Origin of the sequence: Stappia sp. TSB10GB4 (genome assembly GCF_900185745.1) — a bacterium.
In the GTDB taxonomy this organism is placed as follows: Bacteria; Pseudomonadota; Alphaproteobacteria; order Rhizobiales; family Stappiaceae; genus Stappia.
The window spans coordinates 242,961-269,241 of record NZ_FYAV01000057.1 but is presented as its reverse complement, the minus strand read 5'-3'; the positions used below and the strand labels follow the sequence as shown (position 1 = coordinate 269,241).

At 68.8% G+C, this 26,281-nt stretch carries 24 protein-coding genes; 17 read left to right on the top strand and 7 right to left on the bottom strand.

All coding sequences use genetic code 11. The features are described 5' to 3' along the window. Window positions 1-11: 11 nt before the first annotated feature. The 6 genes from TSB10GB4_RS17465 to TSB10GB4_RS17440 all read left to right on the top strand — a co-directional run bounded on the left by TSB10GB4_RS17465 (window position 12) and on the right by TSB10GB4_RS17440 (window position 7,851). Window positions 12-1,070 carry an ABC transporter substrate-binding protein gene (locus tag TSB10GB4_RS17465; RefSeq protein ID WP_186396779.1) on the top strand — a complete coding sequence of 353 codons (1,059 nt, stop codon included), beginning with the start codon at window positions 12-14 and terminating at the stop codon, window positions 1,068-1,070. After that, a complete protein-coding gene (locus tag TSB10GB4_RS17460; RefSeq protein WP_208984853.1) occupies window positions 1,054-3,225 on the top strand; it encodes an iron ABC transporter permease in 2,172 nt (723 codons plus the stop codon). The genes TSB10GB4_RS17465 and TSB10GB4_RS17460 overlap by 17 nt, the downstream gene beginning before the upstream one ends. Further along, window positions 3,225-4,286 carry an ABC transporter ATP-binding protein gene (locus tag TSB10GB4_RS17455; RefSeq protein WP_186396778.1) on the top strand — a complete coding sequence of 354 codons (1,062 nt, stop codon included), beginning with the start codon at window positions 3,225-3,227 and terminating at the stop codon, window positions 4,284-4,286. The genes TSB10GB4_RS17460 and TSB10GB4_RS17455 overlap by 1 nt, the downstream gene beginning before the upstream one ends. Before the next feature lie 246 nt (window positions 4,287-4,532). Beyond that, window positions 4,533-5,714, top strand: coding sequence for an acyl-CoA dehydrogenase family protein (locus TSB10GB4_RS17450; RefSeq protein WP_186396777.1), 1,182 nt, complete (start codon window positions 4,533-4,535; stop codon window positions 5,712-5,714). Beyond that, a complete protein-coding gene (locus TSB10GB4_RS17445) occupies window positions 5,711-7,030 on the top strand; it encodes an MmgE/PrpD family protein (RefSeq protein ID WP_186396776.1) in 1,320 nt (439 codons plus the stop codon). The genes TSB10GB4_RS17450 and TSB10GB4_RS17445 overlap by 4 nt, the downstream gene beginning before the upstream one ends. Beyond that, window positions 7,027-7,851 (top strand): MaoC family dehydratase N-terminal domain-containing protein, encoded by an 825-nt coding sequence (locus TSB10GB4_RS17440; protein ID WP_186396775.1) that lies wholly within the window; start codon window positions 7,027-7,029, stop codon window positions 7,849-7,851. Before TSB10GB4_RS17445 ends, TSB10GB4_RS17440 begins: the two co-directional genes overlap by 4 nt. A 53-nt stretch (window positions 7,852-7,904) precedes the next feature. On the opposite strand, the gene TSB10GB4_RS17435 is transcribed toward TSB10GB4_RS17440, so the two are convergent. Beyond that, window positions 7,905-8,843, bottom strand: a complete 939-nt coding sequence (locus TSB10GB4_RS17435; protein WP_186396774.1) for a LysR family transcriptional regulator — start codon at window positions 8,841-8,843, stop codon at window positions 7,905-7,907. Window positions 8,844-8,864: 21 nt separating this feature from the next. Beyond that, a complete protein-coding gene (locus tag TSB10GB4_RS17430; protein WP_186396844.1) occupies window positions 8,865-9,989 on the bottom strand; it encodes a zinc-binding dehydrogenase in 1,125 nt (374 codons plus the stop codon). Window positions 9,990-10,403: 414 nt separating this feature from the next. Between TSB10GB4_RS17430 and TSB10GB4_RS17425 the strand changes: the two genes are divergently transcribed. The 7 genes from TSB10GB4_RS17425 (at window position 10,404) to TSB10GB4_RS17395 (ending at window position 17,372) form a co-directional block, all read left to right on the top strand. Then, on the top strand, window positions 10,404-11,690 hold the full coding sequence (locus TSB10GB4_RS17425) for an ABC transporter substrate-binding protein (protein ID WP_186396773.1): 1,287 nt from the start codon (window positions 10,404-10,406) through the stop codon (window positions 11,688-11,690). Between the two features lie 172 nt (window positions 11,691-11,862). After that, window positions 11,863-12,768, top strand: coding sequence for a branched-chain amino acid ABC transporter permease (locus TSB10GB4_RS17420; RefSeq protein WP_186388117.1), 906 nt, complete (start codon window positions 11,863-11,865; stop codon window positions 12,766-12,768). Between the two features lie 10 nt (window positions 12,769-12,778). Further along, window positions 12,779-13,732, top strand: a complete 954-nt coding sequence (locus tag TSB10GB4_RS17415) for a branched-chain amino acid ABC transporter permease (RefSeq protein ID WP_208984852.1) — start codon at window positions 12,779-12,781, stop codon at window positions 13,730-13,732. Next, the gene (locus TSB10GB4_RS17410; protein WP_186396772.1) at window positions 13,729-14,478 is read left to right on the top strand and encodes an ABC transporter ATP-binding protein; all 750 of its coding nucleotides are present in this window, start codon (window positions 13,729-13,731) and stop codon (window positions 14,476-14,478) included. Before TSB10GB4_RS17415 ends, TSB10GB4_RS17410 begins: the two co-directional genes overlap by 4 nt. After that, window positions 14,478-15,155: an ABC transporter ATP-binding protein gene (locus TSB10GB4_RS17405; protein ID WP_186396771.1), complete on the top strand. Its 678-nt coding sequence runs from the start codon at window positions 14,478-14,480 to the stop codon at window positions 15,153-15,155. The genes TSB10GB4_RS17410 and TSB10GB4_RS17405 overlap by 1 nt, the downstream gene beginning before the upstream one ends. After that, complete coding sequence (locus TSB10GB4_RS17400; RefSeq protein ID WP_186396770.1) at window positions 15,155-16,609, top strand: aldehyde dehydrogenase family protein; 1,455 nt, start codon at window positions 15,155-15,157, stop codon at window positions 16,607-16,609. Before TSB10GB4_RS17405 ends, TSB10GB4_RS17400 begins: the two co-directional genes overlap by 1 nt. 13 nt (window positions 16,610-16,622) lie before the next feature. After that, entirely contained in the window at window positions 16,623-17,372 is a 750-nt protein-coding gene (locus tag TSB10GB4_RS17395; RefSeq protein WP_186396769.1) for an SDR family oxidoreductase, read from the top strand. A gap of 102 nt (window positions 17,373-17,474) precedes the next feature. On the opposite strand, the gene TSB10GB4_RS17390 is transcribed toward TSB10GB4_RS17395, so the two are convergent. Further along, window positions 17,475-18,314, bottom strand: a complete 840-nt coding sequence (locus TSB10GB4_RS17390) for a CoA ester lyase (protein WP_186396768.1) — start codon at window positions 18,312-18,314, stop codon at window positions 17,475-17,477. A 234-nt stretch (window positions 18,315-18,548) separates the two neighbouring features. Between TSB10GB4_RS17390 and TSB10GB4_RS17385 the strand changes: the two genes are divergently transcribed. After that, window positions 18,549-19,682: a CaiB/BaiF CoA-transferase family protein gene (locus TSB10GB4_RS17385; RefSeq protein WP_186396767.1), complete on the top strand. Its 1,134-nt coding sequence runs from the start codon at window positions 18,549-18,551 to the stop codon at window positions 19,680-19,682. Beyond that, entirely contained in the window at window positions 19,669-20,382 is a 714-nt protein-coding gene (locus tag TSB10GB4_RS17380) for a class I SAM-dependent methyltransferase (protein ID WP_186396766.1), read from the top strand. The genes TSB10GB4_RS17385 and TSB10GB4_RS17380 overlap by 14 nt, the downstream gene beginning before the upstream one ends. 26 nt (window positions 20,383-20,408) lie before the next feature. On the opposite strand, the gene TSB10GB4_RS17375 is transcribed toward TSB10GB4_RS17380, so the two are convergent. The 4 genes from TSB10GB4_RS17375 to TSB10GB4_RS17360 form a co-directional block, all read right to left on the bottom strand. Beyond that, window positions 20,409-21,935 carry a tripartite tricarboxylate transporter permease gene (locus TSB10GB4_RS17375; RefSeq protein ID WP_186396765.1) on the bottom strand — a complete coding sequence of 509 codons (1,527 nt, stop codon included), beginning with the start codon at window positions 21,933-21,935 and terminating at the stop codon, window positions 20,409-20,411. Window position 21,936: 1 nt separating this feature from the next. Next, entirely contained in the window at window positions 21,937-22,419 is a 483-nt protein-coding gene (locus tag TSB10GB4_RS17370; protein ID WP_186396764.1) for a tripartite tricarboxylate transporter TctB family protein, read from the bottom strand. Window positions 22,420-22,525: 106 nt separating this feature from the next. Then, window positions 22,526-23,518, bottom strand: coding sequence for a tripartite tricarboxylate transporter substrate binding protein (locus TSB10GB4_RS17365; protein ID WP_186396763.1), 993 nt, complete (start codon window positions 23,516-23,518; stop codon window positions 22,526-22,528). 180 nt (window positions 23,519-23,698) lie between these two features. Beyond that, the gene (locus tag TSB10GB4_RS17360; protein WP_186396762.1) at window positions 23,699-24,478 is read right to left on the bottom strand and encodes an amidohydrolase; all 780 of its coding nucleotides are present in this window, start codon (window positions 24,476-24,478) and stop codon (window positions 23,699-23,701) included. An 85-nt stretch (window positions 24,479-24,563) separates the two neighbouring features. On the opposite strand from TSB10GB4_RS17360, the gene TSB10GB4_RS17355 reads away from it, so the two are divergent. Then, window positions 24,564-25,295: a GntR family transcriptional regulator gene (locus TSB10GB4_RS17355; protein WP_186396761.1), complete on the top strand. Its 732-nt coding sequence runs from the start codon at window positions 24,564-24,566 to the stop codon at window positions 25,293-25,295. Between the two features lie 29 nt (window positions 25,296-25,324). Next, a complete protein-coding gene (locus tag TSB10GB4_RS17350) occupies window positions 25,325-26,281 on the top strand; it encodes a tripartite tricarboxylate transporter substrate binding protein (protein WP_186396760.1) in 957 nt (318 codons plus the stop codon).

Sequence of the window (26,281 nt, the reverse complement as noted above, 5' to 3'; positions counted from 1 at the left end):
GGGAGGAAATCATGAAGACGACTGCCAGCAAGTTCACCGTCGGCCTGCGGACGCTCGCCTCGGGCGCCGCCTTCGGCCTCGCCGGACTGGTGTGGGCCGTGCCCGCCTCGGCTTCGGGCGAACTCACCCTCTACTGCTCGGTCCAGGAAGAATGGTGCCGGCCGATGGCGCTGGCCTTCGAGCGCGAGACCGGCATCAAGGTCAACATGACCCGCAAGTCTTCTGGCGAGACGCTGGCCCAGATCAAGGCGGAAGCCGCCAATCCGCGCGGCGACGTGTGGTGGGGCGGCACCGGCGACCCGCACCTGCAGGCGGCCGAGGAGGACCTCACGGCCGAATACCAGTCGCCGATGCTCGATCAGCTCCAGCCCTGGGCCGTGTCCCAGGCCGAGCAGTCCGGCTACAAGACCGTCGGCATCTATGCCGGCGCGCTCGGTTACTCGTTCAACACCGAGATGCTCGCCTCCACCGGCGAGCCGGAGCCGTCCTGCTGGATGGATCTGCTCAGCGAGGCGTTCCGCGACGAGATTCAGGTCGCCAACCCGAACTCGTCGGGCACCTCCTACACGATGGTCGCAACGCTGGTGCAGTTGATGGGCGAGGACAAGGCGTTCGACTACATGAAGGCCCTGCACAAGAACATCAACCAGTACACCAAGTCGGGCGCGGCCCCGGCGCGTGCCGCCGCCACCGGCGAATCGCTGATCGGCATCACCTTCCAGCATGACGGCGTCACCCAGGTCGTCCAGGGCGCGCCGATCAAGGTGGTCTCCCCCTGCGAGGGCACCGGCTACGAGATCGGCTCCATGTCGATCGTCAAGGGCGGCCCGAACCCGGACAACGCCAAGAAGTGGTACGACTGGGCGCTGACCCCGGCGGCGCAGGAAATCGGCGCGGCGGCGAACTCGTTCCAGGTGCCGTCCAACAAGGCGGCCAAGGCCCCCGAGGAGGCGCCGGACCTGTCGTCGGTCAAGCTGATCGACTACGACTTCGCCAAATACGGCTCGTCGGCCGAGCGCACCCGTCTGCTGTCGAAGTGGGATGCGGAGGTCGGTGCCGCGCCGAAGTGAGGCGCGCCACCGTCCCTCGACCGACAACATCGCGATGATCGACCGTTTTCCGGTGATCCTGGCCGCCGCCGGGCTGATTGGCCCGGCGGTGCTGGCCTACCATGCCGACGACGGCACCCGCCTCGGCGGCGTGCTCGCCGCCGGCCATCTGGCACCGGCACTCGGGTGCCTCGCGCTCGCCCTGTCGGGCGCCGCAAGCCTTGCCGGCGCCCAGCGCGCCGGCGCCCTTTTCGGGTCGATCGGCGGCGCGCTGGCGCTCGCCGCGCTCGTCGTCGCCGGTTTCTTCCCCGTCCTCGCGCTCTCTCTCGGCTTTGCCGCGAGCGAGGTCGCCCGGCCGCTCGGCCCCGGCGCCGGCATTCTCGCCCTAGCGCTGATTGCCCTTGCCGCCGGCGCCATCGCCCGCTTCGGCGCCTTCCGCAACGACCGCTTCGTCTCGGTCAGCGTCGTCACCATCGGCGCGCTGGTGGTGCTGTTCGTGTTCTGGCCGGTGCTGCGCATGCTCTCGGAAGCCTTCCAGGGCGAGCGGCAGGCCGACGCCGGCGTGTTCCTCGACCGGCTGCTGCAGGCCGACATCTGGGCGCTCGACTGCCTGTGGTCGAACGCGCGCTGCGGCGTTGCCCCCAACACCGTCATTCTCGGCATTCTCGCCGCCTTCTTCTCCACGACGCTGGCGCTCGGCCTTGCCCTGATCGCGGTGCGCACCAAGGTGCGCTTCCCGCGCGCCTTCGACGCGCTCGCCATCCTGCCGATCATCACCCCGCCCTTCGTCATCGGCCTGGCGCTGATCGTGCTGTTCGGTCGCACCGGCATCATCACCACATTCCTGTGGGAGTGGTTCGGCATTCCGCGCACCCGCTGGCTCTACGGCATGCCCGGCGTGCTGCTGGCGCAGGTGCTGTCGCAGGTGCCGCTGTCCTTCCTGATCCTGGTCGGCGCGCTGAAGGCGCTGTCGCCGACGCTGGAGGAGGCGGCGCAGACCCTGCGCGCCAACCGCACCCGCATCCTGTTGACCGTGACGCTGCCGCTGCTGCTGCCGGCCATCGCCAACACCTATCTGCTGGCCTTCGTCGAGAGCCTTGCCGATTTCGGCAACCCGCTCGTGCTCGGCGGCAATTTCGAGGTCCTGTCGACCAAGATCTTCTTCGCCATCGTCGGCGCCCAGCACGAGCCCGGCCGCGCCGCGGTGCTCGCCATGGTGCTGCTCGCCTTCACGCTCGCCGCCTTCCTGGTGCAGATGCGCCTGCTCGCCAACACCTCCTTCGTCACCGTGTCCGGCAAGGGCGACAGCGGCGTGCCCGCCGCCCTGCCGAAGGGCCTGCCGGCCGGCCTGTGGGGCGTCATCGTGCCGTGGATCGGGCTGACCGTCGCCGTCTACACGATCGTGCTGATCGGCGGCTTCGTGAAGGACATCGGCCGTCTCGACATGACGCCGACGCTCGACCATCTGCGCACCGGCTTCCTGGTGGAATGGTCCGGCGGCGGCCTGTTATGGGCCGGCTCGGCCTGGAACTCATTCTGGACCACGGTGATGGTCTCGGCGGCGGCAGCGCCCCTGACCACGATCATCGGCCTGCTGACCGCCTATGTGCTGGCGCGCCAGCGCTTCCGCGGCCGCAGGACGCTGGAGTTCCTGACCATGCTGTCCTTCGCCATTCCCGGCACGGTGATCGGCGTTGCCTATATCCTCGCCTTCAACGTGCCGCCGGTGGAGATCACCGGCACCGGCTTCATCCTCATCGCCTGCTTCGTCTTCCGCAACATGCCGGTCGGCGTGCGCGCCGGCATCGCCGCCCTGTCGCAGATCGACACCTCGCTGGACGAGGCCTCGGCGACCTTGCGGGCGCGCACGGGCCGCACGCTGGTCGCGGTCGTGCTGCCCCTGATGAAGCCGGCCATCGTCGCCACCCTCGTCTTCTCCTTCGTCCAGGCGATGACGGCGGTCTCGGCGATCATCTTCCTCGTCACGGCGCGCTACAACATGGCGACCGCCTATATCGTCGGCCGGGTGGAGGCGGGCGAATACTCGCTCGCCATCGCCTATTGCGCCTTCATGATCGTCTTCATGATCGCCGCCATCGCCACCATCCGCTTCCTCGTCGGCGAGGCGAGGCTGGGCCGGCGCGGCAGCGACTCCATCGTCGCAGGGGGACACTGATGGGACCGGCAAGCCTCGACTTCATCGGCGTCACCAAACGCTACGGCACGGTGACCGCCGTCGACAACGTCGCCTTCCGCTGCGAGGCCGGAACGCTGACGACGCTGCTCGGTCCCTCCGGCTGCGGCAAGACCACCACCTTGCGCATGATCGCCGGGCTGGAACTCGCCAGCGAAGGCAAGATCCTGATCGACGGCAAGGACGTGACGCATCTGTCGGCGGCCGAGCGCGACGTCACCATGGTGTTCCAGTCCTATGCGCTGTTCCCGCATATGAGCGTGCTGGAAAACGTCATGTACGGCCCGCGCTCCTCCGGCATCGGCAAGGCGCAGGCCGCCGAGATGGCGCGCGAAAAGCTCGCCCTGCTCGGCCTTGCCGGCTACGACGCGCGGCTGCCCTCGGAACTCTCCGGCGGCCAGCAGCAGCGCGTCGCCGTCGCCCGCGCCCTGGTGCTCGAGCCCTCGATCCTGCTGTTCGACGAGCCGCTGTCCAACCTCGACGCCCGCCTGCGCCGCAAGGTGCGCGAGGACATCCGCGCGCTGCAGAAGGATCTCGGCCTGACGGTGGTCTATGTCACCCACGACCAGGAGGAGGCGCTGGCCGTCTCCGACGAGGTCATCGTCATGTCGAACGCCCGCATCGCCCAGATAGCAAACCCGCGCGATCTGTGGAACGCCCCGGCGAACCTCTTCGTCGCCGATTTCATCGGCGATGCCAACGTGGTCGACGGCACGATCACGACGGTCACCGGCGAGACCGCGACGCTCGACCTTGGCGGCGCCAGCGTCGAGGCGCCGGCGCGCGGCCTCGACCCCGGCCCGGTCAAGGTCGCCGTGCGGCCCGACGCGCTGCGCCTCGAACCGCTCGGCGAGGGCGATGCCGGCGGGCTGACCGGCACGGTCCGAACCGCGAGCTATCTCGGCAAATACATGGAATACGAGATCGAGACGCCGCTCGGCGAACTCTTCGTCACCGCCCCCGCCCATGGCGGCGAGGTCGGCGCCGGAGCCAGGGTGCGGCTGCTGCCCAAGGGGCACGGCATCGCCGTCATTCCGCAATAGCCGGCACGCGCGCCGCCCACGACACGGCGGGGCGGAAAACCCCGCCGCATCCGCGACATGGACGAGGACCGCGCCCGCGTGGGCGCGCGTCCCGGCCGCGACAGAGCGGCGCAGGCCATAGGGCTGCGCAATAGCTCCGTGCATGCAAAGATATTTCCGGCAAGGCCCCGGACCTGCGATTTTGCGCCCAGCCAATTTCCGGGCCGGGCTAAACGCCGTGGCCTGCCGGACGTCTCGGGAAACACCATGAACGCCTTCGATCCGACAGCCGAATACAGTGCCATCCGCGACGGTGTCGCCAAGGTCTGCGCCGGGTTCCCCGGCGAGTACTGGCGCGACCTCGACGCCCGCCGCGCCTATCCCAAGGACTTCGTCGACGCGCTGATCCGCGAGGGCTATCTGGCCGCGATGATCCCGGAGGAATATGGCGGCTCGGGCCTCAACCTGTCGGCCTCCGCCGTGATCCTGGAGGAGATCCACCGCAACGGCTGCAATGCCGCCGCCTGCCACGCGCAGATGTACACGATGGGCACGGTGCTGCGGCACGGCAGCGACGCCCAGAAGCGGCAATACCTGCCCGGCATCGCCGACGGCACGCTGCGGCTGCAGGCCTTCGGCGTCACCGAGCCGACCAGCGGCACCGACACGCTGGCGCTGAAGACGACGGCGAAGCGCGACGGCGACGACTATATCGTCAACGGCCAGAAGATCTGGATCTCCCGCGCCGAGCATTCCGACCTGATGCTGCTGCTGGCCCGCACGACGCCGCGCGACCAGGCGAAATCCAAGACCGACGGCCTGTCGGTGTTCCTGATCGACCTACGCGAATTGAAGGGCAACGGCGTCGAGATCCGCCCGATCCGCACAATGATCAACCACGCGACGACGGAGATCTTCTTCGACAATGCGCGCATCCCCGCCTCCAGCCTGATCGGCGAGGAGGGCAAGGGCTTCCGCTACATCCTCTCGGGCATGAATTCCGAGCGCATCCTGATCGCCGCCGAGTGCATCGGCGATGCCAAATGGTTCATCGAGAAGGGCTCCAACTACGCCAAGGAGCGGGTGATCTTCGGCGCGCCGATCGGCCGGAACCAGGGCGTGCAGTTCCCGCTCGCCCGCGCCTATGCCCATATGATGGCGGCCGAGGCGATCGTCTACCGCGCCGCCGCCATGTATGATGCCGGCCACAATCCGGGGGTGGAGGCCAACAGCGCCAAGATGCTGGCCGCCGATGCGAGCTGGGAGGCGGCCGAGGCCTGCCTGCAGACCCATGGCGGCTTCGGCTTCGCCGAGGAATACGACGTGGAGCGCAAGTTCCGCGAGGCGCGGCTCTACCAGGTGGCGCCGATCTCCACCAACCTGATCCTGTGCTTCATTGCCGAGCAGGTGCTCGGCCTGCCGAAATCCTACGGGGCCCCGAAGGCATGACGCTGATCGACCGCATCCTCGACCTTGCCCTGCTGCCGGCAGGTGAGCTGCCGACCCCGGCTCTCGCCATGGCCCGCTTCTCGCTGTTCGACTGGCTGGTCTGCGGGCGGGCCGGCATCACCGAGCCGCTGGCCGGCAAGCTGCGCCAGCTTGCGGAGGAAGAAGGCGGCCGCGGCACCGCCTCGGTGTTCGGCGGCGCGCCCGCCCCGGCGCGCATGGCGGCGCTGGTCAACGGCGCGACCAGCCACGCGCTCGACTATGACGACACCCATTTCGGCCATATCGGCCACACCTCCGTTGGCATCTATCCGGCGGCCCTTGCCGCCGGCGAGACGGTGGGCGCCAGCGCCCAAGCCGTTGTCGAAGCCTTCCTCGTCGGCGCGGAAGGCTCCATCCGCATCGGCATGGCACTGGGGTCCGTCCACTACAATCGCGGCTTCCACCAGACGGCGACGGCCGGCGCCTTCGGCGCGGCGATTGCCGCCGGACGGCTCTTCGGCCTGACCCGCGAGCAGATACGCGTCGCCATCGGGCTCTGCGCCACCCGTGCCTCCGGCCTCAAGTCGCAATTCGGCACCATGGGCAAGCCGTACAATGCCGGCATCGCCGCCGCCAATGGCGTCGAATGCGCAAGGCTCGCGGCGCTCGGCTTCACCTCCGCCGACGACGGGTTGATGAACGCGCAAGGCTTCATCCCCACCCATTCCGACGCACCCGATCCGGAGGCCGGATGGGAGGCGCCGCCGCCGCAGACGTTCCTGTTCCAGGACATCAAGTACAAGTTGCATGCCTGCTGCCACGGCACCCATGCGATGATCGAGGCGCTGCGCACGGTGCGTGGCGACGAGAACGTCGGCATCGGCGATATCGCCGCGATGGTGCTGCGCACCAATCCGCGCTGGCTGTCGGTCTGCGACATCAAGGCGCCGCGCACCGGGCTGGAGGTCAAGTTCAGCTACAATTGGCTGGCCGGCATGGTGCTGGCCGGGCGCGACACGGCGCGCGACGACACCTATACCGACGCGCTCGCCGCCGACCCGCAGCTTGCCGTCTTCGCCGACCGCATTACCGTGGAGGGCGATCCGGCCTTGACCGACATGCAGGCCGAGGGCCTGTTGCAGCTCACCGACGGCCGCAGCCTCGCCTTCTCGCACGATCTCGCTCGCCGGCTGGGCGAAGAGGAACTTGCCGCCGGCCTTGCCGCCAAGGCGGCGGCGCTGCTGGGCGAGGAGGGCGACCGGCTGCGGCAGGCGGTCGAAACGCTGGACCGGCTCACGGCCGCCGATCTCGGCGCCCTGGTGGGGGCACCGGCATGAGCGACTATGGGGAGTGGATCGGCAGGCAGCGGCGGGTGAGCGAGGCGCTCGACCGCGAGCTGCTGCAGCGCTATCGCGCGACCCTGTCCGGCATGCTGTGGCAGACCGAGGTGCCGGCCGGCGTGCACTGGTGCCTGGCGCCCGACGTGGTCGAGCCCGGCGATCTCGGCCGCGACGGCCATCCGCGCACCGGCATCTTCCTGCCGGCGCTGCCCCTGCCCCGGCGCATGTGGGCGGGCGGCCATCTGGAATACCGCAAGGCCTTTTCGCCCGGCGACGAGGTGACCCGCGTCACCACCATCCGCGACGTGACCTTCAAGCAGGGCCGCAGCGGGCCGCTCGGCTTCGTCACGCTGGACCATGTCTATGAAGTCGCCGGCGAGGCGCATGTCGTCGAGCGCCACGACATCGTCTATCGCGAGGATCCGAAGCCCGGCGCCGCCACCGCACCGCAGCCCGGCGAGGACTGGCAGGCGCTGGCGCGCTGGCAGGTTGAGCCGACGCCGACGCTTCTCTTCCGCTATTCGGCGCTCACCTTCAACGGCCACCGCATCCACTACGACCAGCCCTACGCCACCGGCGTCGAAGGCTATGACGGGCTGGTGGTGCACGGGCCGCTGCAATCGATCTGGATGCAGAACCTTGCCGCCGCCCTGCTCGGCAAGCTGCCCGGCGACTTCAGCTATCGCGGGATGTCGCCGCTGACCTGTGCCCGGCCGGTCACCGTCGAAGCGCGCGAGGCCGAGGACGGCGCCCTTGAGCTGCGCGTGCGGCGCGACGAGGATGGGGTTGTCACCATGCAGGCAACTGCGAAAGCCTGAGCAACTCACCTCCGGCGGCCGTCTAGCGCGAGTTGCAGAAGCATGACCGGAGGCTAGCTCTCGATCAGGTTGCCCTCCCAGATGCCGCGCCGCACCAGATCGCGGGCGACCTCCAGCGTGATCTGCTCGACCGCGCGGCAGGCGCGGCTGGTCGAGCGGGAGGGCTTGCTGACCAGATAGACCGGGCGCGAGATCGTCGGCTCGACGATCGGCGCCTTGAGCAATTCGCCGCGGGCGACGAAATCGTGAACGGCGGCGGGCGCGAAGATCGTGTGGCCGGAGCCGCGCGCCACCAGTTCCTTGATCTGGGTCATCGCATCCATCTCGATGACGACGTTGAGATTGACATCGCAGGCCGCCGCGTGCCGCTCGATGGTCTTGCGCAGCCCGTGCGAGACGCCGGGCAGGATCATCTCCAGCTTTTCCAGCGCCTGCATCGGCACCGGCGCGCCGGGCGGCGTGTCGAGCGGCCAGGTGTCGGGCGCGGAGAAGAAGAAGAGCTGCTCGTCCAGCACATGGATGATGCGGAAATGCTCGACCTTCTCCAGGTCGTAGATGAAGCCGATATCGACCGTCTCGTCCTCGATCCAGTTCTTGATATAGCCGCTCATCGCCTCGATGGCGCGCAGCCGCACGTCCGGCAGCTCGACACGGACGGTCTCGGCCAGCGGCACCGACATCACCATGGAGACCGACGGCGGCATGCCGAAGCCGACCTTGCCCCGGATCGCCCCGCCGAGGTCGCGCATTTCCGAGATGCAATGCTCCATGCTGGCGCAGATCTCGCGGGCATGGCGCACCAGGAGGTGCCCCTCCTCGGTCAGCACCGTGCCGCGCGGCGAGCGCGCGACGAGCTGCACGCCGAGCTCCTGCTCCATCCGCTGGACATATTGCGACAGCGACGGCTGGGCGACGCCGAGCACCTGCGCCGCCGCGGACAGCGACGGCGCCTCGGAAATGGCGATGAAATAGCGAAGGTGGCGAATGTCCATGGAGGGCAGATTAGCGGTTTGTCAGCCGAACTCCACCACCTGGCGGATCGCCGAACCGTCTTCCAGCCGGTCCATCGCCAGGTTGATGTCGGCAAGCGGCAGGCGGTGGCTCAGCATCTTCTCCACCGGCAGCAGGCCGCGGCGATGCAGCGCGAACATGCGCGGCAGGTCGCGCTGCGGCACGCAGGAGCCGATATAGCTGCCCTTCAGCGAGCGCTCCTCGGCGACCAGCTTCAAGGCGTTGAGCGCCATGCGCGCCTCCGGATGCGGCAGGCCGGCGGTGACAGTGGTGCCGCCGCGCCGGGTGATGTCATAGGCGGTCTCCAGCGCCCGCACCGAGCCGGCAAGCTCGAACGCATAGTCGACGCCGCCGCCGGTGAGGTCCCGCACCGCCTCGACGGTCGCCTCGTCCGCCTTGACCGCGTCGGTCGCGCCCATCTGCCGGGCGACGGCGAGCTTGTTCTCGAACGGGTCGATGGCGACGATCTGCCCGGCCCCGGCCGCCGCCGCGCCGAGGATCGCGGCCATGCCGACGCCGCCGATGCCGACCACCGCGACCTTGGCGCCCGGCTTGATATGGGCGGTGTTGAACACCGCACCCGCCCCCGTCAGCATGGCGCAGGAAAACAGCGTCGAGATATGCGGGGCGATGTCCTGGTCGGCCTTGACCAGCGAGGGACGCGCGACCACCGCATGGCTGGCGAAGGCGGAGATGCCGACGTGATGGTGGACGGGCCGCCCGTCCATCGACAGCCGGCGATGGCCGGTCATCAGCTCGCCGACGCCGTGATGCTTGGCCGCCTTTTCGCACAAGGCCGGCCGGCCTTCCGCACACGGGGTGCAGCGGCCGCAGCCGGGGGCGAAGATGCACACGACATGATCGCCGGGCGCAAGGTCGTCGACGCCGGCGCCGACCTCCTCGACATAGCCGGAGGCCTCATGGCCGAGCACCATCGGCAGCGGCCGCGGCCGCGTGCCGTTGATCACCGACAGGTCCGAGTGGCACACGCCCGCGGCCGCGATGCGGATCAAGACCTCGCCGGGACCGGGCGGCGCCAGCTCGACCTCGCGCACGGTCAGCGGCTTTTCCGCCGCGTAGTTGCCCTTGACCTCGCCCCGCTCCAGCACCGCCGCCGTGATCTTCATGTCTCCACCCTTCATTGTCTTCTTCGCCCGGGCGCCCGCGATGCGGCCCCATTGTTCGGGGGATGCTAGCGGCAAACGCCCCCGAGGACAGACCCTAAATGGCGTTTCGTCCTGGGTCATAGGTTTTTGCAATAGCCGAGCACCAAGCAAATTATTGGTGCACCCTGTCGGCAATACCTAGGCTCGCTCGTCTCACATGCTCTGGGAGGGAAGCGATGAGAGCCGACTGCCGACCCGCGCAAGCCATGCGCCGCCGACAGCCCCGCGCAAGCCGTGGCACACGCCCCGCGCCAGCGGTCCCAGGCCGAGTTCACCAGACGAGACCCCTCGCAGCCTCCGCCAGCAACTGACGGAGCGAACCGACACGCGGGCGGCACGCAATCGCCCGCGGCAACCTTGAAAGGGAGTGAAACCATGCGGAAATTCCTGCTTACCACGGCGGCGATCCTCGCGGCCCCGTTTGCCGCCCTGGCGGCGGAAAAGCCGGCCGAACTGAGGGTCGGCATCACCACCTTCCTGACCGGCCCGGCCTCGGTCTTCGGCGTGCCGGCGCGCGACGCGGCCGAGATCATCGTCGAGAAGCTCAATGCCGAAGGTGGCATCGGCGGCGTGCCGGTGCGCCTGTCCTTCATCGACGAGGGCGCCGGCGCCGAGGCGCTGACCACCGAGTTCCGCCGCCAGGTCGAGGGCGGCGCCCATGCGATGATGGGCGCGATCTCCTCCGGCAACTGCCAGACGCTGGCCCCGCTCGCCGAGGACCTCAAGGTACTCAACCTGATGTGGGACTGCGGCACCCAGCAGATCTTCGAGCAGAACGACTACAAATACGTCTTCCGCACCCAGGCCAACGCCACGCCGGAAATGCTCGCCACCGTGCTCTACCTGCTGAAGGTCAAGCCGGACTTCAAGACCATCGCCGTCGTCAACCAGGACTATGCCTGGGGCCGCGATAGCTGGCAGATCTTCTCCGCCGCGCTGAAGGCCTTGAAGCCGGACGTTGAGGTGGTCGGCGAGTTCTTCCCCAAGTTCGGCGCCGCCGACTTCTCCACCGAGATCTCCCGCCTGCAGGCGATGCAGCCGGACGTCATCCTGTCGACCTCCTGGGGCGGCGACCTCGACACGTTCATCCAGCAGGCGGCCCAGCGCGGCCTGATGAACTCCTCGACCTTCGTCATCCCGCTCGCCGAAAGCTCGCTGGAACGGCTCGGCTCGACCCTGCCGGCCGGCCATATCATCGGCGCGCGCGGCGACCACTACTTCCTGCATCCCGAGCGCCGGGACGATGCCGACTTCCAGGCGTTCATGACCGCCTTCCGCGAGAAGACCGGCGCCCATGCGATCTATCCCGTCTTCCACATGTCGCAGGCGCTCGCCGCGCTGAAGGCGGCCTATGACAAGGCGATCGCGGCCAAGGGCGGCGAATGGCCGGAGAAGGACGACGTCGTCGCCGCCTTCGAGGGCCTGACCTTCCAGGGTCTCGGCCGCGAGGTGACGATCCGCGAGGACAACCAGGGCATCGAGGCGCAGCTCCTCGGCATGAGCGTCCAGACCGGCGACTATCCCTTCGCCACGCTGGAGAACATCATGATCTTCGACGGCGCCGCGCTGACCACCCCGGTCGGCCAGGAGTCGGTCGCCTGGGTCAGCCAGCTCACCCCGGAATATGTCGAGAGCGTCAAGATCGACGCTTACGACAAGTAAGCCGGCGACACGTAAGCCGGCGAACCATGAGCGGGCGGGGCCGGCGCGCCCCGCCCTCCTCCCGAACCGCCCCGGACGGCCTCCCGCCCGGGGCGGTTTCGAAACAGCCGCCGCGCCCCGCCTCGCGCGCCGTGCCGCCCCCTGATCCGCCCATTGACCTGAATGGACGACCATGAACCTCACCATCTTCCTTCTGGCCCTGTTCGACGGCATCGCCTATGCGGCCCTCGTCTTCAGTGTCGCCGTGGGGCTCACGCTGATCTTCGGCGTGATGCGCATCCTCAATGTCGCGCACGGCTCGCTCTATGCGGTCGGGGCGTATCTGACGGCCACGCTCACCGGCTATGCGCTGGCGCTCGGCTTCGCGCCGCTGCTCGCCTTCCCGCTGATGATCGCCTCGGCGGTGCTGGTCGGCGTGCTGGTCGGCGGCCCGATCGAATGGCTGCTGCTGCGCCGGATCTACAACAAGCCGGAAGTGCTGCAACTGCTGGTGACCTTCGCCGTGTTCATGATCCTGGAGGACGTGCAGCGGCTGGTCTGGGGCACCCAGCCCTATTTCCAGGCCGCGGCGCTGCAGGCGCTCGGCATGGTGCGGGTGTTCGGCGTCAACTACACGGTCTATCAGTTGATCCTGCTGCCGCTGCTGGCCCTGACGCTGCTGGTGGGCCTGCGCTTCTTCCTGCGCCACACCATCCTCGGCAAGCTGATCCTGGCGACCACCGAGGACCGCGAGGCGGCGCAGTCGATCGGCATCAACGCCGACAAAGTGTTCCTGGTGACCTTCATCGTCGGCGCCGCCCTTGCCGGGCTCGGCGGCGCGCTGGCCTCGCCGACCACCTCGATCCTGCCGGGCATGGGCGCGGACATGATCGTGCTGTCCTTCGCCGTGGTGGCGACCGCCGGCCTCGGCCAGATCGAGGGCGCGGCCTTCACCGCGCTGCTGATCGGCCTCGGCCGCTCCTTCGCCGTCTATGTCTGGCCGGAGACGGCGGTGCTCGTCCCCTATCTCATCATGCTGATCGTCCTGCTGGTGCGCCCGGAAGGGCTGTTCGGCAGCCCGACCGCCCGCAAGATCTGAGGAGGAGCGGATGACCCTTCGTCTGGCCATTCCGGCCCTTCTCATGCTCGCCGTCGCCGCGATCCCCTTCGCCGCGCCGCAGCTCCAGCTCCTGATGAACCTGGCGCTCGCCAAGGGCATCGCCGTCGTCGGCGTGACGGTGCTGCTGCGCGCCGGCCAGGTCTCCTTCGGCCACGCGCTCTATTTCGCCATCGCCGCCTATGCCGCCGCCTTCCTGTCGGCCTCCATGCCCGGCGCCGACCTTGCCCTGGTGCTCCTCGTCGCGATTTCCGGCGCGGTGCTGTCCGGCATCCTTGTCGGCCTGTTCGTGGTGCGCTATCGCGGCATCTTCTTCGGCATGCTGAACCTTGCCTTCTCGATGATCTTCTGGTCGATCCTGGAGAAGTTCTACCACTACACCGGCGGCGCCGACGGCATCCGCCTGCCGCGCCCGACCGTGTTCGGCATGGCGCTGGAGCGCGGGCCGTTCGAGCTGATCATGTTCTACCTGTCGGTGGCGCTGGTGCTGGTGCTCGGCTGGTTCACCATCCGCTGGTTCGCCTCGCCGACCGGGCAGATCTTCCAGACCATCAAGACCAACGAGACCCGGCTGCAATATCTCGGCGTCTCGCCGCAGCGCGCGCTGCTGTCCGGCTACATCCTGTCGGCGGCCCTGTGCGGCACCGGCGGCGTCATCATGGGCATCGTCCAGGGCGTCGTGACGCCGGAATTCGCCTGGTGGATCCGCTCCGGCGAGATGGTCTTCATCGCCGTGCTGGGCGGGGCCGGCTCCGTCGCCGGCGCCTTTGTCGGCGCGGTCATCTACGAGGCCGTGCGCGTCTATGCCTCCGCCTTTGCCGGCGACATCTGGCAGTTGGTGCTCGGCGGCTTCCTGCTGGTCATCATCCTGTTCGCCCCCAAGGGCGTGATCGGCATCTACGACGCGGCGCTGGCCCGCCTGACCGGCAAAGGGAGGTCGGAATGAGCGAGATCCTTCTCGAAGCCCGCAACCTGCAGATCAGCTTCGGCGGCGTCGTCGCCGCCGACGACGTGTCGCTCGCCATCGAGCGGGGCAAGAACCTCGCCATCATCGGCCCGAACGGCGCCGGCAAGACGACGTTCCTCAACATCTGCACCGGCTGGATCAAGCCGACCAGGGGCAGGGTCTACTTCGAGGGCCAGGACGTGACGCCGCTGCCGCCGCGCCGCATCGTGCGGCTCGGCGTTGCCCGCGCCTTCCAGATCCCGCAGCTCTTCACCGAGCACACGGCGCTGGAAAACCTCTTGATCTCCGCCGCCGCCCGCGAACAGCTCCGCAATCCCTTGCAGAACCTGCACCGGATCCGCGAGCGGGCCGAGATGCTGCACCTGCTCGACATGGTCGGCTGCGCCGATGTCGCCGACCGGCTGGTGGTGGAACTCTCCGAAGGCCAGCGCAAGCTGGTCGACATCGCCGTGGCGCTGGCCCTGCGGCCGAAGCTGCTGCTGATGGACGAGCCGACCTCGGGCGTCGCCTCCTCGGAGAAGTTCAAGGTCATGGAAATCCTGGTCAAGGCGCTGACCGAGGCGAAGGTGACGAGCGTCTTCGTCGAACACGACATGGGCATCGTCTCGCGCTACGCCGACGAGGTGGCCGTGTGGGCCGCCGGCCGGCTGCAGATGCAGGGATCGCCGGAGGAAATCCTGCGCCATCCCGACGTGATCCGCGACGTCATCGGGGAGGCCGTGTGATGCTGGAACTGAGCAATGTCGGCGCCTCGATCGGCATCATCCCGATCCTGCGCAATCTCGACGTTTCCATAGCAGCCGCCGAGACGGTCGCCCTGATCGGCCGCAACGGCGCCGGCAAGACCACCTTGCTGCGCTCGATCATGGGGTTCACCACGGTCACCGGTTCGATCCGCTTCGCTGGTGAGGACATCACCGGCCTGATACCGGCGAAGCGTCCGGGCCTTGGCATCGGCTACGCGCCGGAGGACCGGAGGCTGTTCTCCGCCTTCACCGTGGAGGAGAACATCCTGCTGCCGGCGCAGGTCGCCAAGCTGGACGCGGCCGAGACCAGGCGCCGGCTCGACCGGGTCTACACGATCCTGCCCGAGCTGCGGGAAATGGCCGGCCGCCCGGCCGGCAATGTCTCCGGCGGCCAGGGCAAGATGGTGGCGCTCGGCCGCGCCCTGATGCTCGGCACCCGCCTGATCATGCTCGACGAGCCGTTCCAGGGCCTCGCCCCGGCTCTGGCCCAGCGTTATGCCGAGGCGCTGAAGGCGCTGCGCGACGCCGACCGCACCGTCACCCTGATCATCACCGAATCCAACCCCGCACTGCTGCGCGGCTTTGCCAGCCGCACGCTGCTGATCGAGCGCGGAGAGATCTCCGAAAGCTCGCTCGAGCACGAAAGGACCCACTGATGAAAGCCACCAACGTCCCTCTGCCCCGCGCCCTCAACCTGATCGACGGGAGATGGGTGCCGGCGGCCTCCGGCAAGGAGATGGACGTGCGCTCGCCGATCGACGGCGAGGTGTTCACGAGGATCGCCGACAGCGGCCCGGAGGATGTCGATGCGGCGGTCGCCGCCGCCCGCGCCGCCTTCGACGGCGGGCCCTGGTCGAAGCTGACGGCGGCCGAGCGCGGCCGGCTGATGATGGCCCTCGGCGCCCGCATCCTGGAGGAGACCGAGGCGCTGGCCCGGCTCGAGACCCTGGACAACGGCAAGCCGATCAAGCAGTCGCGCGCCGACATGATCGCCACCGCCCGCTATTTCGAATATTACGGCGGCGCCGCCGACAAGGTGCATGGCGAGGTCATTCCCTTCCTCAATGGCTACAATGTGCAGGTGCTGCGCGAGCCGCACGGCGTCACCGGCCATATCATCCCGTGGAACTACCCGGCGCAGATGTTCGGCCGCTCGATCGCCCCGGCGCTGGCGATGGGCAACGCCACCGTGCTGAAGCCGGCCGAGGACGCCTGCCTGACCGCGCTGCGCCTCGGCGAGCTGGCGATGGAGGTCGGCTTCCCGGCCGGCGCCATCAACATCGTCACCGGCCGCGGCGAGGTCGCCGGCAAGGCCCTGTCGGAGCATCGCAAGGTCGACTTCCTGTCCTTCACCGGCTCGCCGGAAGTCGGCGTGCTGATCCAGACGGCGGCGGCGCGCAACTTCATCGGCTGCACGCTGGAGCTCGGCGGCAAGTCGCCGCAGATCATCTTCGACGATGCCGATCTCGACGCGGTCTATCCGGTGCTGGTCAACGCCATCATCCAGAACGGCGGCCAGACCTGCTCGGCCGGCTCGCGCGTGCTGCTGCAGCGCGGCATCTACGACAAGGTGATGGCCGAGCTGAAGACCCGCTTTGCGGCGGTTGCGGCCTCCGATTCCGGCGAGGATGCCGTGCTCGGGCCGCTGATCTCGGCCCGCCAGAAGAAGCGGGTGGAGACCTATATCGCCGAGGCCGACGCGCCGCTGGTCGCCCGCGGAACCATCGCCGAGGGCTCGCCGGAGGGCGGCTACTATGTCGCCGCCGCCCTGTTCGGCCCCTGCGACCCGAACTCGAAAATCGCCCAGGAGGAAGTGTTCGGACCCGTGCTGTGCGCCATCCCCTTCGAGGACGAGGCGGAGGCGATCCGCATCGCCAACGGCACCGACTACGGCCTCGTCGCCGGCATCTGGACCCGCGACGGCGGCCGCCAGCAGCGCGTCGCCAAGGCGATGCATTGCGGCCAGGTCTTCATCAACGGCTACGGCGCGGGCGGCGGCATCGAGCTGCCCTTCGGCGGCATCCGCAAATCCGGCCACGGCCGCGAGAAGGGCTTCGCGGCGCTGCACGAATTCTCCCACATCAAGACCGTCGTCCACAATCACGGCTGAGGACAGCAAGGACATGCGACTTCAAGGAAAGACCACTCTCGTCACCGGCGCCGCCTCCGGCTTCGGCAAGGGCATCGCCGAGACCTATGTGCGCGAAGGCGCCAAGGTGGCGATCGTCGACCTGAACGAGGACGGCGCCAGGGCCGTTGCCGCCGAGCTCGGCGATGCGGCCATCGCCATCAAGTGCGACGTCTCCAGGGCCGAGGACGTGGCGGCGGCCGTTGCGAAGACCTGCGAGGCCTTCGGCTCGCTCGACATCGTGGTCAACAATGCCGGCTGGACCAACCCGAACCGTCCGCTGATGGAGACGGACGAGGCGACCTTCCGCAAGATCTATGAGATCAACGTGCTGTCGATCTTCCACATGACCAAGACCTGCGTGCCGGTGTGGCGCGAGCAGGGCGCCGGCGTGATGATCAATATCGGCTCGACCGCCGGCATCCGGCCGCGTCCGGGCCTGACCTGGTACAACTCGTCGAAGGGCGCGGTGAACCTGATGACCCGCAGCCTTGCCGTGGAGCTTGCCCCCGACAGGATCCGCGTCAACGGCATCGCCCCGGTGATGGGCGTCACCGGCCTGCTGGAGCAGTTCATGGGCATGCCGGACACGCCGGAGAACCGCGAGAAGTTCCTCGCCACCATCCCGCTCGGCCGCCTGTCGCAGCCGCGCGACATCGCCAATGCGGCGCTTTACCTTGCCTCGGACGAAGCCGACTTCATCACCGGCGTCATCCTGGAGGTCGATGGCGGGCGCACCATCTGAGCAGCCAGACCGAGCAGCCATACTGAGCAGCCTGGGGTCCCCTGCCCCGCGACTGACGCCCGTGCCGATGGCGCGGGCGTCTTTTTTGCGAAGAGGGACCTGTCAGCCGGCGGCGGAGCCGGCGCGGGTCAGGATCTGCCGGGCCCTGGCGATCACCGGCGCATCGACCATCGCCCCGTCGACGGCAACCGCCGCCGCGCCCCCCTCCACCGCCGCCAGCACCCGCTGTGCCCATTCGCACTCGGCCTCAGACGGCGCAAAGCCACGGCGGGCCGGCGCGATCTGCGCCGGATGGATGATCAGCTTGCCGGCAAAGCCCATGTCCACCGCATGGCGGCAGTCGCCGATGATCGCCTCCTCGTCCTTCAGCGCCGTCGTCACCCCGTCGATGGGGCCAGCCTGGCCGGCAAGGCGCGCGGCCATCGCCAGCGCGAACCGCGCCGGGCGCAGCACCTCCCGCTCATGCGCCATGCCGAGATCGGCGGCGAAATCGATGGAGCCGAAGGCGAGCCGGGCGCTGGCACCGGCCACCTCGCCGGCATTGGCAAGGCCGCGGGCGCTCTCGATGAGCGCGATCACCGGCAGGCCGGTGGCATCCGTAACGCGCGCGCAATCACCCGCTGTCTCCGCCTTGGGCAGGACGATGCCGGCAAGGCCGGCAATGCCGGCGCAGGCGGCAAGATCCGTCGCGTGCCAGGGCGTGCCGCCGGCATTGACGCGCACAAGCATGCTCGTCGGCCTCAGAAGCGGCGCCAGCGCCTCGGCAAGCCCCGCACGCGCGGCCTCCTTGGCGACGGGGGCGACCGCGTCCTCCAGATCGACGATGACCGCGTCGGCGCCGGCGGCGACCGCCTTGGCGAAGCGCTCCGGCCGGTCGCCGGGCACGAACAGCGGCAGGGTGATGCGGCCGATTCCGGCGGCCGTCTCGTTCGGGTGCGTCATGATGTCATCCGCCAGGTGCGTTGTTCAGGAGAAGTCCGAGGCGCAGAAGATCCCGGCGGCGGCGGCCGCGCCAATAGCGATTTCGGCCCGCTCTCATTGATCGCGGCTATGACCGGCGGCCCGACAACGCCCATCAGGCATAGATTGTGGCAATAGCTGCGGGCACTCCCCTCTATTACTCCGGGCAGTGCGCTTCGGGCATACTGGGGCCAACAATAGGGAGAAGCGTTGAAAATGCAGGGTGATCTGTCCGGTCTCTTCGTGGTGTCCGTCGAGCAGGCGGTGGCCGCGCCCTATCTGTCCGGGCGGCTGGCGGAAGCCGGCGCGCGGGTCGTCAAGGTGGAGCGGCCGGAGGGCGATTTCGCCCGCGCCTACGATCACCTGGTGCATGGCGAGAGCGCCTATTTCGTCTGGCTCAACCGCGGCAAGGAGTCCGTCTGCCTCGATCTGCGCAGTGAAGCCGACCGCGACCTGCTGGCGGCGATGATCGCCAGGGCCGACGTCTTCATCCAGAACCTTGCGCCCGGCGCCATCGACCGGCTGGGCTTCGCCCCCGAGCGGCTGCGGCAGGAGAACCCGCGGCTGATCACCGTGTCGATCTCCGGCTATGGCGACGAGGGCCCGTTCCGCGACCTGAAGGCCTATGACCTCCTGGTGCAGGCGGAAAGCGGGCTGTCGGCGATCACCGGCAATGCGCAAGGACCGGCGCGCGTCGGCGTCTCGGTCTGCGACATCGCCGCCGGCATGACCGCGCATCAGGCGGTGCTGCAGGCGCTCTTCGCCCGCGAGCGCAGCGGCGAGGGCCGCCACATCGCCGTGTCGCTGTTCCACGCGCTCGCCGACTGGATGAACGTGCCTTACCTGCAATTTGCCTATGGCGGCAAGGAGCCGGAGCGCAACGGCCTCAACCACCCGACCATCGCGCCTTACGGCGCCTATTCGGGAAGCGACGGCAAGGACGTGCTGTTCTCGATCCAGAACGAGCGCGAATGGGTCAATTTCTGCCGCGACGTGCTGGAGCGGCCTGAAGTGGCGACCGACACCCGCTTCACCAGCAATTCGCGCCGCGTCGCCCACCGCGCCGAGCTCGACGCCATCATCAACGAGGTGTTCTCGGCCCATACCCGCGACGCGCTGGCCGACCGGCTGCGCGAGGCCCGCATCGCCTTCGGCCGGGTGAGCACCATGGACGACCTGGTCCGCCACCCGCAGAACCGCCATGTCGAGGCGGACACGCCGACCGGCCCGGTGCGCCTGCTCGCCCCCGGCGCGCTGGTCGACGGCAAGTCGCCGGACTTCGGCCCGGTGCCGGCGCTCGGCGCCGACACCGACAGGGTCCGCGCGGAGTTCTCCCATGTCGACGCCTGAGGCTCCGATTTCCCATGAGGTCCCGCAGACCGGCGAGCGGCTGCTGGCGATCCTCAACGACCGCAAGGCACGCAAGGTGCTGGATATCGGCTGCGGCCATGGCGCGCTGTCGCGCTCGCTCGCCGCCAAGGGGTTCGAGACGACCGGCATCGACCCGGACGCGGCGGCCGTCGCAGCCACCCGCAAGGCGGTACGGCACGCCCGCTTCGAGCGGGCGACCGCCGAGGCGCTGCCCTTTGCGGACGGCAGTTTCGACGCGGCGATCTTCCTCAACGCCCTGCACCATGTGCCTGAAGCGGTGATGCGCCAGGCGCTGGCCGAGGCGCGGCGGGTGATCCGGCCCGCCGGCGCGCTGATCGTTGTCGAACCGCTCGCCCGCGGCAGCTTCTTCGAGGTGATGCGCCCGGTCGAGGACGAGACGGAGATCCGCGCCGCCGCCTTGCGCGCGCTCGAGGCCGACATCGCCGGTGGACACTGGCACGTCGCCCGGCACGACACCTATGACCGGCTGTCGGACTTCGCCGCGCTGGACGAGTTCATCGCCTATCTCGTCGCCGTCGACCCGGCGCGCAAGGCGGTGGCGGAGGCCCACCGCGACGAGCTGGACGCCCTGTTCAAGGCCAATGCGACAGCGAGCGAAAAGGGCTACCGGCTGATCCAGCCGCTCACCCTCTACGAGCTGCACCCGGCCGCCGGCTGACGGCGCGTCACCGCCCGCGAACGGGCTCAGCCCGCCTCGCGATCCGGCGGCCGGCGGCGGCGCAGCGCCGCGCGCGCGAGCCGGGGCAGCGGCGTCTGCGAGATCAGCAGCGCCAGGAAGGCGATGAGCAGCACGCAGGAAATCGGGTGCGACAGGAAATCCCAGAGGAAGGTCGCCGGATCGTTGCGCGCCCCGATCATCGCTCGCCGGTAGTTGGCATCCATCATCGGACCCAGGATGACGCCGAGGATCACCGGCCCGACCTGGAAGCCGTAGACTTTCAGGAAATAGCCGAACACGCCGAACAGCAGCATCCAATAGATGTCGATCGGGTTGTTCTGGATGGCGTAGGAGCCGACCGCCGACAGGATGACGATCAGCGGGATCAGCACCGCCTTCGGGCACTCGACGATCTTGGTGAAGATGCGAATGCCGGTCAGGCCGAAGATCAGCAGGAAGACATTGGCGAGCGCCAGATTGCCGACGGTGAACCAGAACAGGTGCGGGGTCTCGACCAGGAGCAGGGGTCCCGGCTTCAGCCCGTGGATGAACAGCGCGCCGATGATCACGGCGGTCACCGCATCGCCCGGAATGCCGAGCGTCAGCATCGGCACGAAGGCGCCGCCGACCGCCGCGTTGTTGGCCGCCTCCGGCGCCACCAGCCCCTCGCGGGCGCCCTCGCCGAACGGCACCTGCGGGTTTTTCGTCGCCCGCTTGGCATCGTCATAGGCGAGCAGCGCGGCGATGTCGCCGCCGGTGCCCGGCAGCGCGCCGATCACCGTGCCGATGCCCGAGGCGCGCAGGGCGACGCGGAAATAGCGGCGCAGATCGGCAAGGCGCGGGATCACCCGGTCGATCTTCTGCTTCACCGCCGGCAGGTCGAGCCGGTGCAACTGCACGAAGGCCTCGGCGACGCCGAAGAAGCCGATCATCGCGACCACGTAAGGGATGCCGCCCATTAGCGTGATCGTGTCGAAGGTGAAGCGCCCCTCCGCCGTCATCGGATCGAGGCCGACCATGCCGATCAGCACGCCGAGCGCGCCGGCGAAGACGCCCTTGGCGAAGCTCTCGCCCGACAGGGTGCCGACCAGAAGGATGCCGATCAGCGCCAGCAGCAGATAGTCGCGCGAGGTGAACATCAGCGCGAAATCGGCAAGCAGCGGGGCGAACAGGGCGAGCGCGGCAATGCCGACGAAGCCGCCGAACACCGACATCACCGTGGTCAGGCCGACCGCCTCGCCGGCCTCGCCGCGCTTGGCCATCGGGTAGCCGTCGAGGGCGGTGGCGATGGCACTCGGCGCGCCGGGAATGTTGAGCAGGATGGCGGTGCGCGAGCCGCCATAGACGCCGCCGACGAAGACCCCGGCGATCAGCGCCAGCGCGTCGTTGACGCTCCACTTGAAGGTGAAGGAGATCAGGATCGACACGGCCATCGTCACCGACAGGCCGGGGATCGCGCCGACATAGATGCCGGCGAGCGTGCCGGCCGCCGTCAGCATCAACAGCCAGGGGTCGAGCCAGGAAAGGGTGAGATAGCCGAGCGTTTCGAGCATCTCAGATGAGACCCCGCAGCAGGGTTCCCTTCGGCAGCACCACCTGGAAGACGAGCGTGAACACCACATGGATCGCCGCGAGCCCGGCCAGGCTGACCAAGGCCGTCAGCACCACGTTGCGCCGCCACAGGAACTGGATCGACACGAACAGGAAGAGGCCGGAGGCGGCAAGGAAGCCGAGGTGAGGCATCGCCGCGATATAGGCAAAGACCAGCGCCACCATCACGGTCTGGCGCAGCGGCGTGATGTCGGCGAGGAAGCGGCGCAGGCCCCCGCCGGCCGGGCCCATCGCCAGCACCTTCACCAGGATCGCCAGCGACGAGGCGGCCATCAGGCCGCTCGCCAGCATCGGGAAGACGCCGGGCGTCGACAGGCCGGAAAAGCCGGAAATCTTGTAGGCTTCGCTGAACAGCCACAGGCTGAACGCGAGCAAGGCGACGGCGAAGGCAAGCTCGCCCGGTCGCCGCTGGGCGCGCGGAGACATGATGACCCTCCAGGCGGAGCGCGGGACCGCGGCCGGCCGCGAGGAGCCGGCCGCGGCGCGGCGTTACGGGTGCAACGTTACGGGTGCAGCGTTACGGGCCGCAGCATTACGGGCGCGGGATGCCGAGGCTCTCCGGGCTGACCTTGGCGCCGCCCGTGTCCTGCAGCGCCCAGGCGGTGACCTGCTGCCACTTGACGAGGAAGGCCTCGGCCTCCTCGCCGGAGATGTTCATCAAGACGTTGCCGCGATTGGCCATCAGCGTCTTGAACTCGTCGCTTGCGGCGGCGCTCGCGAAGGCCTCGACCAGCTTGGCGGTGACGTCGTCCGGCGTGTCCTTGCGCACGAAGACGCCGTAGAACGGCCCCCACGGCAGATAGGCGGACATGCCCGGAAGCGTGTCGGTCACCGCCGGAACGCCCGGCAGCGTGTCGACCGGCTCGTTGTTGACGACGGCGAGCGCGCGCATCGTGCCGGCCTTGATCTGCTCGGCCGCCGCCGACAGGCCGGACGGCATGAAGTCGACCTCGCCGCCCAGCATCGCGGTCAGGCCGGGTCCTTCGCCGTCGAAGGGAATGGCGGTGACGTCGAAGGGCGCGGAGTTGGAGAGCAGCGCGCTGACCGTCGAAGGCAGGCCGCCGGGACCGGTGGAGCCCATCTTGACCTTGCCCGGATGGGCCTTGATGTCGTCCAGCAGCTCGGCCAGCGTCTGATACTTGGAGGCCTGCGGCACGACGATCACGGCAACGCCGCGGCCGAGAATGTTGACCGGAGAGAAGTTGGAATAGTCGAGCTTGCTGACGCCCATGATCGGGTGAAGCTGCGGGTTCTCGGCGCCATAGAGGAAGGTGTAGCCGTCGGCGGGTGCGGCGTTGACATAGGCGGTGGAAATGGCGCCGGCGCCGCCCGCCTTGTTGAGCACGACGATGGGCTTGCCGAGGGCGGCTTCCGCGGCCGGGTTGACCGCACGGGCGACCACGTCGGTGGCGCCGCCCGCACCCCACATCACCACGCCGAGGAGCTCGCGCTCGGGGAAGTCGGCGCTGGCAACACCGGCGGACAGGGCAAGAGCAGCAACTGCTCCGGCAAGACTGCGGATCATCGTTTCCTCCCAGGGATCGTTGTGGCGGTCCGCCGGGCCCTCCCAGGCCCGCAAGATGGCGGCCGCTTTTGCCTGTCAAAACTTGCATGACAGAAAACGCAAGGCAAATGCCAATAAGGGCGAAATCAACAAGCTGGCTTCCTGTCGCCCGCCGCCCCGCAGATCCGGGGCCGCGCCGCCTCAGGCCGGCGACAGGCCGTAAAGCGCCTGCACCGCCGCAGTGTCATCGCCGATGCCGAAGGTCTCGCGGGCGGACGCCGCCCGGTCGTAATCGGCGATCGCCTCGTGCTGGGTGTGCGGCCAGTCCGTGCCCCAGACCACATGGCCGGGCGGCAGCAGCTCCAGCAGCGCGCGCGCATGCGGGGCGACATCGACCGGCGAGCGGTAGGGGGCGGAGAATTTCACGAAAAGCCGCGACAGGTCGGCCCCGCGCGACAACGACGCCAGCCAGGGCTCGCGGGCGGGATCGGCCACCTCCGGCAGGCCGAAATGATCGACCACCACGGTGACGCCGCGCGACAGCAGCGGCCCGACAAGGGCGGCCAAGCGCGGCCCCTCGAGCTGGATCTCCAGATGCAGGCCGCGCTCGCAAAGGCGCTGAAGCAGCCCGGCGATAGCCGGGCTTTCGAGGTCGGGCAGCGGCGCGCCGCGCACCAGGTTCCAGCGGATGCCGCGAATGCCGCCGGCAACCAGCGCATCGAGGCCGGCCGCGTCGATCTCTTCCGGCACCACGGCGACGCCGGCAAAGCGCTGCGGGTCGAGCTGCGACAGGGCGCCGAGCAACTGGGAATTGTCGACGCCGAGAAAGCTGACCTGGACGATGACGCCGCCGGCAAGCCCATGCCGCGCCAGTCCGGCCTGCCAGTGCCCCAGCGGCGCCGGGCCCGCCGGCACGTAGCGCGCCCCGCGCGTCGCGCTCACTTCCTCATAGACATGAACGTGGCAATCGAACCGGATCATCCGCACCCTCCGACAGAAGTCATATATATGACTAGTTGACTGAATGGGTCAACATCCGCTAAAACTGCCGCGAGGAGGAAACGGAATGACCCACAGGATCCCCAGCGCGGACGAGCGGCTGCCGGCCTATGCGAAGCTGCGCGACGCGCTGGCCGCCCGCATCGCCAGCGGCGAGTGGGGTCCGAACCATCCGATTCCGTCCGAGGCGCGGCTGGCGCGCGACTACGGCATCTCCATCGGCACGGTCCGCAAGGCGGTCGACGGGCTGGTGGCGGAGGGCCTTTTGGAGCGGCGCCAGGGCTCGGGCACCTATCTGCGCCGCCCGTCCTTCGACGCGACGCTGTTCCGTTTCTTCCAGGTGCGCGGGCCGGACGGCGCCCCCTCCTCGATCCCGACCAGCGAGCTGATCCTGCGCGCCCGCACCACGGCGCCGAAGGAGGCGGCGGCGGCGCTCGGCACGACCGACGTGATCGGCATCATCCGGCTGCGCTCGCTGTCTGACGAGCCGGTGCTGTTCGAGGAGCTCTACATTCGCGCCGATCGCTTTGCCGGCTTCGAAAGCCTGCCCGACAGCGCCTTCGGGCCGCTGCTCTATCCGCTCTACTTCGAGCGCTTCGGCGTGCTGGTGAAACGGGCGACCGACGATCTGTCGTTCGGCCATGCCGACGCGCAGGTCGCCGCCCGGCTGAAGCTCAAAGCCGGCGATCCGCTGGCGATCATCAAGCGCACCGCCTTCGACATCGACGGCACGCCGGTCGAATGGCGCATCGCCCGCGGCAGTGCCGCGCAGTTCCACTACCGCAGCGAAATCGGCTAACAAAAGCCGCCTTACGGGAGAGAAACAACATGAAAATCAATAAGATCATTGTCGCCGCAGCCCTGCTTGGCTGCACCTCCATGCCCGCACTCGCCGACTATCCCGAGCGCCCCATCGAACTCACCATCCCGGCCGGGGCCGGCGGCGGCACCGACACCAGCGCCCGCAAGCTGGCCCTGCTGCTGGAAGAAAAGCTCGGCACCTCGATCGCCGTGCTCAATGTCGGCGGCGGCGGCGGCTCGGTCGGCGCCTCGCAGTTCATGCAAGCGAGGCCCGACGGCTACGCGCTCTTCGCCACCTGGAACAGCCCGCTGACCACCGTGCCGCAGGTCCAGAACGTCGCCTACACGCTCGACAGCTTCACGCCGATCGCGTCGACCTCCGAGACGGCCTACACGCTCTGCGTCCATCCGGAGTTTCCGGCCGAGACCGGCGAAGAGTTTCTGGCCGAGCTTGCCGCCAACCCGGACAAGTACACCTATGGCAATGACGGCATCGGCGGCACGATGCAACTGGCGGCGGAACGCATCTTCCAGGCCCGCGGCATCAAGGCGGTCGCCATCCCGTTCGGCGGCGCCGGCGAGACCTTGCAGAACTTCCTCGGCAAGCATGTCGACATCTATGGCGGCTCGATCTCGCCGGTCCTGCCTTACGTGGGCTCCAAGGAGGCCAAGTGCCTGGTCGTGACCTCGGCCGCCGACGTGCCGGCGCTGCCGCAGGCGGCCGGCCTTGAGAGCCTCGGCCTCGGCGACAAGGAGACCCTGCTGTGGCGGGCGATCCTGGGCCCGAAGGGCCTCGACCAGGCGATCGTCGACACCCTCGCGAGCGCCATCGACGAGGCGGTCAACGATCCCTCCTATGTCGAGTTCCTGGCCGCCAACGGCGAGATCCCGAACGTCGTCAAGGGCGAGGCGCTCGCCGAGCGGCTGAAGAGCGAGTTCGACGCGCTCGCCGCCGTCTCCAAGGCCCTGGGCCTGGCGAAGTAA

Bases quoted from the DNA above. Each gene is read 5' to 3' on its own strand.
- TSB10GB4_RS17400 (WP_186396770.1), top strand. From the start codon at position 15,155: ATGAAAGCCACCAACGTCCCTCTGCCCCGCGCCCTCAACCTGATCGAC.
- TSB10GB4_RS17465 (WP_186396779.1), top strand. From the start codon at position 12: ATGAAGACGACTGCCAGCAAGTTCACCGTCGGCCTGCGGACGCTCGCC.
- TSB10GB4_RS17445 (WP_186396776.1), top strand. From the start codon at position 5,711: ATGACGCTGATCGACCGCATCCTCGACCTTGCCCTGCTGCCGGCAGGT.
- TSB10GB4_RS17360 (WP_186396762.1), bottom strand. From the start codon at position 24,478: ATGATCCGGTTCGATTGCCACGTTCATGTCTATGAGGAAGTGAGCGCG.
- TSB10GB4_RS17355 (WP_186396761.1), top strand. From the start codon at position 24,564: ATGACCCACAGGATCCCCAGCGCGGACGAGCGGCTGCCGGCCTATGCG.
- TSB10GB4_RS17380 (WP_186396766.1), top strand. From the start codon at position 19,669: ATGTCGACGCCTGAGGCTCCGATTTCCCATGAGGTCCCGCAGACCGGC.
- TSB10GB4_RS17405 (WP_186396771.1), top strand. From the start codon at position 14,478: ATGCTGGAACTGAGCAATGTCGGCGCCTCGATCGGCATCATCCCGATC.
- TSB10GB4_RS17395 (WP_186396769.1), top strand. From the start codon at position 16,623: ATGCGACTTCAAGGAAAGACCACTCTCGTCACCGGCGCCGCCTCCGGC.
- TSB10GB4_RS17450 (WP_186396777.1), top strand. From the start codon at position 4,533: ATGAACGCCTTCGATCCGACAGCCGAATACAGTGCCATCCGCGACGGT.
- TSB10GB4_RS17425 (WP_186396773.1), top strand. From the start codon at position 10,404: ATGCGGAAATTCCTGCTTACCACGGCGGCGATCCTCGCGGCCCCGTTT.
- TSB10GB4_RS17420 (WP_186388117.1), top strand. From the start codon at position 11,863: ATGAACCTCACCATCTTCCTTCTGGCCCTGTTCGACGGCATCGCCTAT.
- TSB10GB4_RS17390 (WP_186396768.1), bottom strand. From the start codon at position 18,314: ATGACGCACCCGAACGAGACGGCCGCCGGAATCGGCCGCATCACCCTG.
- TSB10GB4_RS17365 (WP_186396763.1), bottom strand. From the start codon at position 23,518: ATGATCCGCAGTCTTGCCGGAGCAGTTGCTGCTCTTGCCCTGTCCGCC.
- TSB10GB4_RS17415 (WP_208984852.1), top strand. From the start codon at position 12,779: ATGACCCTTCGTCTGGCCATTCCGGCCCTTCTCATGCTCGCCGTCGCC.
- TSB10GB4_RS17410 (WP_186396772.1), top strand. From the start codon at position 13,729: ATGAGCGAGATCCTTCTCGAAGCCCGCAACCTGCAGATCAGCTTCGGC.
- TSB10GB4_RS17435 (WP_186396774.1), bottom strand. From the start codon at position 8,843: ATGGACATTCGCCACCTTCGCTATTTCATCGCCATTTCCGAGGCGCCG.
- TSB10GB4_RS17455 (WP_186396778.1), top strand. From the start codon at position 3,225: ATGGGACCGGCAAGCCTCGACTTCATCGGCGTCACCAAACGCTACGGC.
- TSB10GB4_RS17350 (WP_186396760.1), top strand. From the start codon at position 25,325: ATGAAAATCAATAAGATCATTGTCGCCGCAGCCCTGCTTGGCTGCACC.
- TSB10GB4_RS17375 (WP_186396765.1), bottom strand. From the start codon at position 21,935: ATGCTCGAAACGCTCGGCTATCTCACCCTTTCCTGGCTCGACCCCTGG.
- TSB10GB4_RS17385 (WP_186396767.1), top strand. From the start codon at position 18,549: ATGCAGGGTGATCTGTCCGGTCTCTTCGTGGTGTCCGTCGAGCAGGCG.
- TSB10GB4_RS17430 (WP_186396844.1), bottom strand. From the start codon at position 9,989: ATGAAGATCACGGCGGCGGTGCTGGAGCGGGGCGAGGTCAAGGGCAAC.
- TSB10GB4_RS17440 (WP_186396775.1), top strand. From the start codon at position 7,027: ATGAGCGACTATGGGGAGTGGATCGGCAGGCAGCGGCGGGTGAGCGAG.
- TSB10GB4_RS17370 (WP_186396764.1), bottom strand. From the start codon at position 22,419: ATGTCTCCGCGCGCCCAGCGGCGACCGGGCGAGCTTGCCTTCGCCGTC.